At 47.4% G+C, this 11,181-nt stretch carries 11 protein-coding genes; 6 read left to right on the plus strand and 5 right to left on the minus strand.

The window, feature by feature from the left end; translation table 11 throughout:
- Positions 1-103 precede the first annotated feature (103 nt).
- Complete coding sequence (locus SAPGRDRAFT_RS03195) at positions 104-1,576, plus strand: hypothetical protein (protein ID WP_002657150.1); 1,473 nt, start codon at positions 104-106, stop codon at positions 1,574-1,576.
- Positions 1,577-1,988: 412 nt separating this feature from the next.
- Here SAPGRDRAFT_RS03195 and SAPGRDRAFT_RS03200 read toward each other — a convergent pair whose 3' ends face one another.
- From SAPGRDRAFT_RS03200 to SAPGRDRAFT_RS03220, 5 genes are all read right to left on the minus strand, one after another.
- Positions 1,989-2,939: a hypothetical protein gene (locus SAPGRDRAFT_RS03200; RefSeq protein WP_002657152.1), complete on the minus strand. Its 951-nt coding sequence runs from the start codon at positions 2,937-2,939 to the stop codon at positions 1,989-1,991.
- A 12-nt stretch (positions 2,940-2,951) separates the two neighbouring features.
- Positions 2,952-3,479, minus strand: a complete 528-nt coding sequence (locus SAPGRDRAFT_RS03205; protein ID WP_002657154.1) for a hypothetical protein — start codon at positions 3,477-3,479, stop codon at positions 2,952-2,954.
- On the minus strand, positions 3,479-4,822 hold the full coding sequence (locus tag SAPGRDRAFT_RS03210; RefSeq protein ID WP_002657155.1) for a flavin monoamine oxidase family protein: 1,344 nt from the start codon (positions 4,820-4,822) through the stop codon (positions 3,479-3,481). Before SAPGRDRAFT_RS03210 ends, SAPGRDRAFT_RS03205 begins: the two co-directional genes overlap by 1 nt.
- Positions 4,823-5,347, minus strand: coding sequence for a dihydroneopterin aldolase (gene folB, locus SAPGRDRAFT_RS03215; RefSeq protein WP_002657156.1), 525 nt, complete (start codon positions 5,345-5,347; stop codon positions 4,823-4,825).
- A gap of 353 nt (positions 5,348-5,700) precedes the next feature.
- Entirely contained in the window at positions 5,701-6,357 is a 657-nt protein-coding gene (locus SAPGRDRAFT_RS03220) for an NUDIX hydrolase (protein ID WP_002657158.1), read from the minus strand.
- Positions 6,358-6,490: 133 nt separating this feature from the next.
- On the opposite strand from SAPGRDRAFT_RS03220, the gene SAPGRDRAFT_RS03225 reads away from it, so the two are divergent.
- The 5 genes from SAPGRDRAFT_RS03225 to SAPGRDRAFT_RS03245 all read left to right on the plus strand — a co-directional run bounded on the left by SAPGRDRAFT_RS03225 (position 6,491) and on the right by SAPGRDRAFT_RS03245 (position 11,091).
- On the plus strand, positions 6,491-7,018 hold the full coding sequence (locus SAPGRDRAFT_RS03225) for a dihydrofolate reductase (protein ID WP_002657160.1): 528 nt from the start codon (positions 6,491-6,493) through the stop codon (positions 7,016-7,018).
- A gap of 186 nt (positions 7,019-7,204) precedes the next feature.
- A complete protein-coding gene (locus SAPGRDRAFT_RS03230) occupies positions 7,205-8,233 on the plus strand; it encodes an ion transporter (protein WP_002657162.1) in 1,029 nt (342 codons plus the stop codon).
- 161 nt (positions 8,234-8,394) lie between these two features.
- The gene (locus tag SAPGRDRAFT_RS03235) at positions 8,395-9,135 is read left to right on the plus strand and encodes an electron transfer flavoprotein subunit beta/FixA family protein (protein ID WP_002657163.1); all 741 of its coding nucleotides are present in this window, start codon (positions 8,395-8,397) and stop codon (positions 9,133-9,135) included.
- A gap of 33 nt (positions 9,136-9,168) precedes the next feature.
- Positions 9,169-10,128, plus strand: coding sequence for an electron transfer flavoprotein subunit alpha/FixB family protein (locus SAPGRDRAFT_RS03240; protein WP_002657165.1), 960 nt, complete (start codon positions 9,169-9,171; stop codon positions 10,126-10,128).
- A 393-nt stretch (positions 10,129-10,521) separates the two neighbouring features.
- On the plus strand, positions 10,522-11,091 hold the full coding sequence (locus tag SAPGRDRAFT_RS03245) for a MarC family protein (RefSeq protein ID WP_002657166.1): 570 nt from the start codon (positions 10,522-10,524) through the stop codon (positions 11,089-11,091).
- Positions 11,092-11,181 lie beyond the last annotated feature (90 nt).

The following is an 11,181-nucleotide window of genomic DNA, read 5'->3' on the forward strand; positions in this document are numbered from 1 at the left end:
GTTTTTTCGCTGCGCTCAAAAAACTTTGGTCTGCCCCTTCGGGGCACCGCTATCCATCCCTAAGCCGGCGGCTTCGCCGCCTCGGAACGCAAATATTGGAGCCATGTCATACGAACAAAAAGAAGTTAATCTTCGCCTAGAAAAATACTTGCTCAAAAGTAACCAACAATTTACCCTAGAAGATGCTACCGCTAGTACGGGTATGCCCATTATTGAGAGCGAGTCGGCTATTCGAGAGCTGATGCAGCGCTACGATTGCAAGCTTAAAGTGACCGAAAATGGCGATTTAATCTATGATTTTACGGGCCTGCACCGCCGTACAGAAAAAAGCTTTGGCGAACGCCTGCAGGAATTTGCCGATTGGTTCTGGAAGGGCTTCAAAATCTTCTATCGAATTGTCACGGCGGTTTTTCTGCTCATTTATTTTGTACTTTTTGTGGTCATTCTGATTGCCTTGATTGTCGGTCTGTTGTCTCAGGGCGGCAACTCGGATAATGATAGCAAATCGGGGGGAGTGGGCAAGCTCTTTTTGGTCCTTTTTCGAGTTTTTCTCTCCATTTTTGAGTGGAGCACCATTTTGGGCTATGATTATACCTACCGCAGCCGCGACGACTACGGTTATCCCTATAAACATTATGTAGAGAAGCCGGGGCAATTGGCCAAATTGCGCAAAAAGCGCAAAAGTTCTAAGGAAGAAAAGGGCTTTGTGGCTTCTATTTACGACTTTATTTTTGGTCCTGTTCGTTATCAGCCGGACCCCTATGCCAACCATAAGGAGGTGGCCAGTTTTCTGAAGGAAAACAAGGGCTTGGTCTCTACTGCAGAGCTACAGGCTTTGGCCGGTTGGCGCAGAGATGAGGCCGAAAACTTTATGACAGAGCTTTTGGGCCGTTATGATGGCCAAGCCAAGATTTCGGAGCGTTCTGCCGTCCTTTATGGCAACTTTAGCCAGCTAAACCGCTCGGCCAACCGCCCCGATGAGGCCCCTATTATCTATTATTGGGATGAATATGAGCCTGAATATGAGCTCACGGGCAATAAAACAGGGCGAAATTGGGCCATTGTGGGCATGAATAGCTTGAATTTAGTTTTTTCGCTCTTCTTTTTGGCCCAGCCTAACTTTTTTGCCGAATTGGAGATTCCCATTGCCAACGGTCCCTTTTTGGCCCAGATTATTTTAGGGACGATTCCCTTTACTTACTCCCTGCTCTTCTTTTTGATTCCCGCTTTTCGCTACTTTAGGCTCTTGCCCCTGAAGCGAAAGCAACGGCAAGAGAATGCGCGTAAACGATTGATGAAAGTCATCTTTCAGCATGTTCGCGTTCCTATTAGTCTAAAGATGCTGACCCAGGTGGCCAATGACCAAGCCCAAACCGAGGAGAAGCTCAAGGAGGAGCAGGTAGAAGCCCTAATGCAGGAAGTGATTCAGGATTTAGGGGGAGAGTCGAGCTTAAATTCTCAAAACCAATTGGTCTATCGCTTTGATCGCCTGCAAGAAGAGGTAGAAGAAATGAGCCGTTTGCGCCAAGAGCATCGAGGAGATGATCGTCTGGGCAAGATTGTTTTTGAGTCTTAGGGGGAACTGTTCAGGATTTTGTGTATCCGAATAAAATCTGGGTCTTTAGCTTGCTAGGAGCCAGCCAATAGTCGCCTAGGGACAAGCCCCTCTCTAAACAACCCGCCAACAGCTCCCCTGAGGGATTCCTTAGGGAATCCCGAGGAGGGGCGGGTGGGCGGGGTCGTGAAAACGGATGAGGAGCGCAGCGACGAATACCGCTTTTCTGCGAAGGCCCGCAGGGCCGCTGAGGGCCCAGCGCTGCGGAGCGGGTGGCCCGAAGGGCCAGACCAAAGGCAGGCTCCGCCTGCCTGCAGGGCCGAGCGAGCAGCGAGCCCCGCAGCATAGCGGCGGCCGCCCCTACTAAAAAGGGCGGCCGCGGGCCCCAAAAAAAATCTCCCCAACAGTAAACTGTTGAGGAGATTTTGGCGCCTTACTTTTGTAATTCTAGTAAAAGCTTATGCTTATAATCCTTACTCTTCTCGAAATCATCGGGGTTCAGGAGGATATGCTCCGTAAACTTTCGCTTCTTAAAATCGGCAGTCATATTAGAGAGCTGGCTATAATCATTTTTGGAGAGATAAGGCTCCTTATTGGGCCAAACGACAAAACTAGGCTCTGCATATTTGGTAAAAGGATACTTTTGCAACTTCTCGATGGCCTCGGTAATGGCTGGACCAAAATAATAGCCCTCGGGTAGGGCTTTGTCGCCTAGAGCTTGCCGCAGCAGAATCTCTGCCAAAGACTCTTGGCTCTGGATATTGAGGGTCAGGAAAAAGCTATTGACATGTGGTAGCTTTTGGACCTTTTCGGCATTGAAATTTTCTTGCAGATAAGTCATATGCTCCATGGGATCGCCCCCATTAAAATGGACCACAATCGTTTCGGAAAAGCGGAGCATCGTTTTGAGGTAATAGGTTTTTACGCCCTTATGGTAAGTATAAGTGACCTCCTCTACCTCTAGGCGCTCCTCCATGAGATCGGCAGGATGCTCGGCGGTAATAAAATTGCGTATAATGGTTTTGAAACTGGGGTGCGACATACGAACCTTAAAGGCTGTATTATGGGGCAAATAGATGCCCCATTCATCTCCCTTGGGGTCATAATATGCAATATAGGTATTGCCTAAATCGGTACCTCGATTTCGGATATCATAGACCGTAAACTCTACCTTCAGCTTAGCACGGGCCTCTTTATAGCCAATTGCTCTTTGGGCCCTGTATGCTGGTTTTTCGAGTCGGATAATGAGGTGCGTCATCCCCTCTTCCGACTTATTGGAGAGGATGCGTTCTCTGGGCTTTTTATCTTTGGGCGGCAAGAGGCCTTGGGCAAAGCTAGGCGAAATAAAGAGGGCCAAAAGGCCAATTAAGGCGAGTTTTCTCATAGTGGCTAAGATTTATTGGGCGCTAAAAATGGGCTGTAGTTCTTGCTTAATTTGGTAGAGATACATAATCTGCTGGCTACATTCTGGGCCGAATTCGGCCTGCAATTCGTTCCAAAGCATCAGGCGGTCCATAGCGGTTTGCAAATAGGGCCAAAGGCTGCAGGGCAGCTCGCCTTCAAGGACCAAAGGGGCCAAGCAGGCCGCCAGAAGATAACTATCGGTAGAGAGAATTTCTAGCTCATCGCGAAAGCGGCGATCGGCAATTTCTGCTTCCATTTTCTTTCGGTTGAGCAAATGAGGGCCATATTGGGCCAGATTTAGCTTTCGTTTTTTGCTCATCCAATCGCTAACAAACTCTAAGGGGTCGGCTTGGGGCGCTGTTTCTCGCCAAAGCAGATAAGCTTTTAGGCTTTGGTAGCCCTCCATGGCCCCAAAAGGCGCCAGTTGGTCGCGGCTATCCCAGAAAAAATCGCCTTTAAATAAGGCTAGGGCTTTGGGGTGGGCCAAAGATTTTTGAATTCCTCTATAGGTCGTTTTCATTAAGATACATTTAGGTCCATCAAGATTTGTAGGGCTGCCTCATAGCCCGTTTCAAAGGCCCCATGAAGGCTTTGAATATGGCCCTTAGGGTGGCAGGCTTCACCAGCAAAATACAATTTATAATCGATCGGGGCTTGCAGTTCGGCTCTATCGCCGGGCAGCTCGCTATTAGAGGGATAAGAATAGGCGCCCCAGATATGCTCCTCTTGGCTCCAGTCCTGCCAATAATATTTTTCAAAATGGCTGCTGGCCGCCCCTACATAAAGGCTATCTAATTCGGCTAAAATGGCTCGGCTAGCGAGCTCTTGGCCCATATTCCGTAGAATTTCGGCCTTTTCGCCAAAGGCCCAGGCGCAAAGAATAGCATCCTTGCCCGACTTATAGGCCTGCGTATCAATATAACTGCTGGCCATTTTGGCCCCAATAATATCACCGCTCCAAAATAGGCGATTAAATTTAAAGAAGATTTTCAGGCCATCGCCCATTTTTAGTCGCTGAATCGCTGCGGTTTTGGCACTGGGCAAGTTGGGCGCAAAGCTAATGCTCTCCTTTTGCAAAACAGGCAGGGGAACGGTCAGTAGCACCTTATCCACCAAAATTGTTTGATCTTGGGTAAAAACCTTAATCTGCTCCCCACTATAATCAATATGTTTTACAACTTGGCCCAATTGCAAATATGGGCGGAGCGGACGAATCAGGGACTCATCAATAAGATCATAGAGCGAGGGCTCTGCCTTAAAGTCTAGCTCGCCTGAAGACCATTCTCTATTGATTTTGGCTAGGGCTTCCATCCCCAACTCCTTGGCCGAGCAGCCCCATTCGCCAGCCCAATACTCCAGCAAAGGATAAAGAGCCTGATCAATGCCATTTTGCTCGGCCCAATCTAATAAACTCCCTTTGATGGGTGCTTCTTCATAGCCCAACTCATTAAGTCGCTCGAGCAGAACCTCTGCCCCAGGATAATCCTCTAGGGCCCGAAGTTGTTGTTTGTAGGGCACAAACTCCTCCCCTTCATCTTCTACAATTTGGCTTTCGTATTGGCTATCTAGCCAGCGAAAAAGTGTAGAGCGCTGCCCATGCAACCATTCTGCGCCTAGTTCTAGCGGCATATCGGCCCAGTTTCGGAGATTGGCCAAGCGGCCCGCTGGACGCTTTTTAGCCTCTACAATAATGGGGCGCAAGCCCTGTTGCTTAAGCATATAGGCCGCCGTCAGGCCAGCCAAACCAGCCCCAACAATAAGGACCTGTCCCTGAAAATAGGGCCCCGTACTCAGCTCCCAAAGGCGGGGGCTGAGCGCTTGAAAAACGGGGGCTAAAAAACGATTGGCAGGAGAGTTAGGCATCTAATCTTTATTTTTAATCAGGTGGGGTTGAATACAAGTTGAACAAATATTGGGGCCATGATTTCGGATGAGGGTGGCCTTGGTTTCTGGATAAATCAAACCATGTTTTTCCCAACATTCTCCAGCTTCATGCTGCAAAAATTTTTTGCCACATTTGCCACATTTTACCACAAAATTCTGTTGCAGTTCAACAAAAGTGCGGCTAACGGGGCCGCCCAAGGGCGGGTCCAGCTTAGAAAGGCGCAGCTCAATATCGGCAGCTTTACTCAAAATAGAGCGCAGTCGGTCCATAATCCGCTGGGCCAGATGTTCAATCATTTTAGAGGGCTTGGCCATTTCTACCTTAGCCGCCCGATAAATGGTTTCATAATTCACCGTATCGCCCAATTCATCGGTTTTGCCCACCTTGCCCGTGGCGGTTTCCACATAAACATCTAGGCGGTAACGGCCCCCCATTTTGCGTTCCTCCTCATAAAATCCGTGATAGGCATAAAACTCCATGCCCTCAATTCCTATTCTTCCCATAGCGTTAAGCTGCTGTATTTATTTCTACTGCTGTTGATTCAAATTATTTTTTGGGGCCTCTGCAGCAAAGCTGCGGCGGTTACTCCCTCTGGTCGTCGAACTGCGGACTAAAGTCCTTGTTGTCGTTTCAGGGCTCGCTGCTGTTTTGGGGCCTCCCGCCTTCGGCGGGCGCTACGTTCTGCAGCTCGCTGTTCGCTCGGCCCTGCGGCGGCAAAGCCGCCTGGGTCTGGCCTAACGGCCACTGCTGCACATCGCTAGGCCATTGGGCGCCGCCTTCTAAAAGTAAGATATTTTTCCATAAAAAAAGGGCCGTCGGTCATCGACAGCCCTTTTTGGGGATATTTTTAATCTCTTCAGGCGGCTTCTTGGGCCAAGGCCTTACAAAGGGCCACAAATTCGCTTAGCATCATGGCGGTGGCGCCCCAAACCGTTTTTCCGCAAAGGTCAAAATACGGCATATTGGGCAAAATCGAGCCATTGTAGGTTTGAATATCCTTAGATTTTCGGTTTGTAGAATCGAGTAATTCGGCTAGTGGGATTTCAATAATCTCTTCTACCTCTTCTGCATCGGGGATAAAATTGGGTCGTTCTTCTAGGTAGCCCACAAAGGGATAGACCAAATAATTGCTCACGGGAATATAGAGTGAGGTCATTTCCCCAAGCAATTCCACTGTTTCGGACAGCACGCCAAACTCCTCTTCGGTTTCTCGGAGGGCGGCGGCAGCGGGGCCGGCATCAAAGACCTCTAGGCCTCCACCTGGAAAACTAATTTGTTTGCTATGCGGATAGGGCGAAGTGGGCCGTTGCATTAGGGCGGTATGCCACTCTCCTTTGTGCATATACAGCAAAAGTAGCGTAGCGGCTTCTTTATATTTTCTGGGCAACTTGAAGCGAGACTCTTGGTCTGCTCTTCGGGCGAGGGCTTGGCCCATCATTTCTTTTTGTGCGGCTTGTCCGGGTAATTCTTGAGCGAGTTCTGTCTGCAGGTGGCGAATAAATTTTGCTTTCATTGTTCTTTTTTTTGGAGACTGCATTTCAACTAGTCCCTAACTCTATTTTTTTTTACTTAACTTAAACTTTTGCCAACTTGTTCCTTGTAACTTTGGTTACGAACTTCTTTTATTTTGCTAACAAACATTTGCTATGATTATATCTGCTATTGTGGCTTGCAGCCAAAACCGAGCCATTGGCAAGGGCAATAAAATGCCCTGGTATTTGCCGGCTGATTTGCGTTATTTTAAGGCCACAACCCTAGGTTACCCCATTATTATGGGCCGAAAAACCTTTGCGTCTTTGGGGCGGCCTTTGCCCAAGCGACGCAACATTGTCTTGAGTAAGCAAAAGAAATATGGCCCAGAAGGGGTAGAGGTTTTTTCTTCGCTTTGGGAGAGTTTGAAAACCCTAAAAAAAGAGGGTTGTGAAGAAGTATTTATTATTGGTGGGGGGCAAATTTACCGGCAGGCGCTTCCTTTTTGTCATAAGCTCTATTTGACAGAAGTAGAAATTGACTTGCAGGGGGCCGATACTTTTTTTCCAGAGCTCAAGGTAGAAGACTGGACCCTATTGAGCGAGGAGGCCCATGAGAAGGACCAAAAAAATTTGTATAATTATACCTTTAAGGTCTTGGAGCAGAACAACAGAAGAAGCTTGCTCAAAGGCTTAGCGCAGTAGTGGATCTAGAAGGCGCGCAGCGCCTGGCTGAGGGATGGATAGGGGTGGCCGAAGGCCAGACCGAACAAAACGAGCGCTAGCGAAGTTTTGTGAAGGGCCGAGCAGACCTGCGAGCCCCGACACAGCCCGACCCGCCCAAAGGGCGGGGCAGCCCCAAATCATAAAAAAGAAGCAGTAGAAAAGAATATGAGTACAGCAGAGCAGCGAGAACAAATAGCCCATCGGCAGGCGATATTACTGGACCTATTGATGTTAATTTTGGTCGTTTTGGATTTGAGTTGGATTGCCTTTGACCAAATTTTTGGCGTCAAGCTCATTCGGGAGCAACTCTTTGATACTTTTTTGCCTCAATTTAGCAGTTGGTACTTTGAGGAAGTGCATCAGAGTTTTTTGCTTTATGAGTCGACGATATTCGGGACCTTTTTCATTGTAGAAATTAGTTTGCGTTGGGTTTGGGCCATTTGGAAAAAGCGTTATGCAAAATGGTTTTTCTACCCCATTGTGCATTGGTATGATGTCTTGGGTTGTATTCCCTTGAGTTCTTTTCGGGTTTTGCGTTTTTTGCGGGTCATTGCATTATCGTATAGTTTGCACAAATGGAAATTCATCAATTTGTACAACTACAGCCTATTTCGTTTAGTCATTCATTACTATAACATTGCGGTAGAAGAGATTTCTGATCGGGTGGCGATTTCTTTATTGGAAGAGGCCAAAATTGAGATTCGTCGGGGAACGCCCTTATCTAAAGCCTTGGCCCAGGATGTATTTCGGCCCAAGCATGCGGAATTGACCGATTGGGCCGCGGGGCATATTCAGGCGGGTTTACAACTGCATTATCATCGGCATCGCTATGAAATACAGGCCTATTTGAAAGATATTATTGAGGAAATCACGCATGGCAACAAAGAGCTCAAGCGGCTGCAGAAGATTCCCGTTTTGGGTAAATCGATACAGCAAGATGTGGAGCAGGCCGTCTCGAGCATTACCTTTGGGGTGATTGACCGTTTGACCACCGACCTAGCCAACAAAGAGCATTTGGTGGTTTTAGAAACCACCGTGGCCGCCGTTTTGGAGGTTATTTTTCAGATGAGCGAGCATAGCAAAGGCGAAAAAGATAATTTGGCCAATGATTTAGTCATTGAAAGTGTAGATCTTATCATTAACCGCATACGCAAAAAGCGTTGGCAAGAGGTAGAAGCCAGCTGGAAGGCCTGAATTTACTATAGTTTAGCCCATAGTTCAGTGAACAAAAAAAGTAGTTTAGCATTATAATTTTCAGCTTCAACTCTCTATATTTGGCGAAGCTCGAAAAAGCAAAAAAAAATTTGGCCAGCCCGCTGGCCAACAATTATCATATAATTTCAATTCTAACGTCTATGAAGTTATTAGTGTGTGTTAGCCAGACACCTGATACCACTGCCAAGATTAAGTTTACGGCAGATAACAGCCAATTTGACAAAAATGGTGTACAGTTTATTATGAACCCCTACGATGAGTGGTATGCCCTAGTGCGCGCCCTCGAGCTCAAGGAGCAAGTAGGTGGAACCGTTACCCTTTTGCATGTTGGCCCCAAAGAAAATGAAGCGGTCATCCGCAAAGGACTTGCTATTGGTGCCGATAATGCCATCCGCATTGATGCCGAAGCAAAGTCTTCGCTTTTTGTTGCCAAACAAATTGCAGAATATGCCAAAACCGAAGGTTTTGACCTTCTTTTCTTTGGTAAAGAAACTATTGACTACAACGGTTCTGAAGTACCCGCAATGGTTTCTGAATACCTCGACCTTCCCTTCGTATCTTATGGTATCGAAATGAGCGTAGAGGGAACTACCGCTACTGTTCAGCGCGATATTGAAGGTGGTAAAGAAGTACTTACTGTAGATACTCCATTTGTATTGAGCTGTGCCAAAGGAATGGCCGAACAACGCATCCCCAACATGCGCGGTATCATGATGGCCAAACGTAAGCCCATCAAAGTGGTTCCCGCTGTAGAAGCTGCTGTAGGTGCCGAATTGGTAGGCTATGCCTACCCGCCCGAAAAAGGCGATGTTAAACTGATTGATGCAGACAATATGGACGAACTCGTTCAGCTTTTGCACAATGAGGCCAAAGTCATCTAATTTTTCCCTGACCAAAAATTATCTCAATATATTATGGCTGTATTAGTATTTGCCGAAAGCCTAACAGGCAGTATCAAGAAAATTGCCCAAGAAGCCGTAGCCTACGGTTATCAGGCGGCCCAAGCTATGGGTACAGAATGTATCGCCCTTACAATTGGCCAAGCCGATGGCGCTGGCGATTTGGGCCTTTATGGCGCTGCTAAGGTCTACAATGTAGACGCTAGCAACGATTTTGACGCTCAGGTTTATGCCAGCATTTTGGGCCAAGCGGCCAATAAATTTGGTGCTGACCTTATCGTTTTTGCTCACTCTTCTTCTGGAAAGTCTTTGGCTGGCCGCCTTGCCGCTCGCTTTGATGCCGCTTTGGTCACTGCCGCCACTAGCATTCCTACTGTTGCCGATGGCGGTCTGCATATCAGCAAAGGGGTATTCTCTGGTAAAGCGTTTGCCACTTATGCCCTCAAAACAGACAAAAAAGTAGTCACTATCGCCGGAAATACGTTCCGCCCCACTGAAGTAGGCGCTGCTGTTGCCATTGAATCCGTAAGCCTAGATGCCGCCACTGGCCGCATCAAGGTAAAAGAAGTGAACACCGTTACTGGTGCCGTTCCTTTGCCCGAAGCCGAATTGGTGGTTTCTGCTGGCCGTGGGATGAAAGGTCCCGAAAACTGGGGAATCATCGAGGAACTAGCCGGTACGCTTGGTGCCGCAACCGCTTGCTCTCGCCCAGTTGCCGATGTACACTGGCGCCCTCACCATGAGCATGTAGGCCAAACTGGGGTGGCTATCCGTCCCACGCTTTACTTTGCTATCGGTATTTCAGGAGCTATTCAGCACCTGGCTGGAGTTAACCAATCTAAGGTGATTGTAGTCATCAATAAAGATCCTGAAGCTCCCTTCTTCAAAGCTGCTGACTATGGCGTTGTTGGCGACCTCTTCGATGTGGTGCCCAAACTAAATGCCGCTCTCGCTAAATTTAAGGCCAATAACTAAGCCTTTACTTCTGCGAATAAAAAAAACCTAGTTGCATAGCAACTAGGTTTTTTTTTGCCCCTAAGGGAAACTTGGTCCAAAAAAAAGAGCGGACAACCTCCTCAGGCTGCCCGCTTCTGCCAAAATACATTAACCTAACTAACTATTATGAACCTCTAATAGTTACAGTACAAACTTACAAATATAAAAATTGGCAGCCAAATAAAAAAGTGTTTTTTTGTTTTTTGTTTAACAAAGAGCAGCCTGATCTCCCCTTCTTAGCCTTAATTTAAGACTTACTTTAGTTTATCATAACGTAGATGAGTAGCAAAAAACTAAGGACTTTTATAGCTTTGCGCTCATTTTTTACTATCTATTGAGTAAGCATACAAAATAGCTCTAAAACAATTGTTTATGAATTTCAAGGATGCCTTTACGGCTAGCATGATTTTATTTGCGGTAATTGATATTATTGGTAGTATCCCGATCATTTTGGACCTGCGCAAAAAGGTGGGCCACATTCAATCTGAAAAGGCGAGTTTGGTGGCCGGAATCATCATGATTGCCTTTTTATTTGTTGGCGAAGAAATTCTCAATCTTATCGGCATTGATGTCAGTTCTTTTGCCGTGGCAGGGGCTTTTGTGATCTTTTTCTTGGCCATCGAGATGGTGCTGGGCATCCAAATTTATAAGGAAGATGCCCCCGAAACAGCCTCTATTGTGCCCATTGCCTTTCCCCTGATTGCTGGGGCCGGAACCATGACCTCGCTGCTTTCTTTGCGGGCAGAGTACGCCCTACCCAATATTATTATTGCCATTATCGTTAATCTGATCGTGGTCTATGCGGTCCTCAAACTCTCTGGCCGCATCGAAAAATTGCTGGGCCAATCGGGCCTGAACGTGATTCGCAAGGTCTTTGGCGTCATCCTTTTAGCCATTTCCATCAAGCTGTTTGCCTCTAATGTAGGCGGTTTGATTGACTAATGGGATTTGGGGCCCGCGGCCGCCCTTTTCTGCGGGGCGGCCGCCGCTATGCTTCGGGGCTCGCTCTTCGCTCGGCCCTGCAGCCGCCTT

This window comes from Saprospira grandis DSM 2844, assembly GCF_000275825.1.
In the GTDB taxonomy this organism is placed as follows: domain Bacteria; phylum Bacteroidota; class Bacteroidia; order Chitinophagales; family Saprospiraceae; genus Saprospira; species Saprospira grandis_A.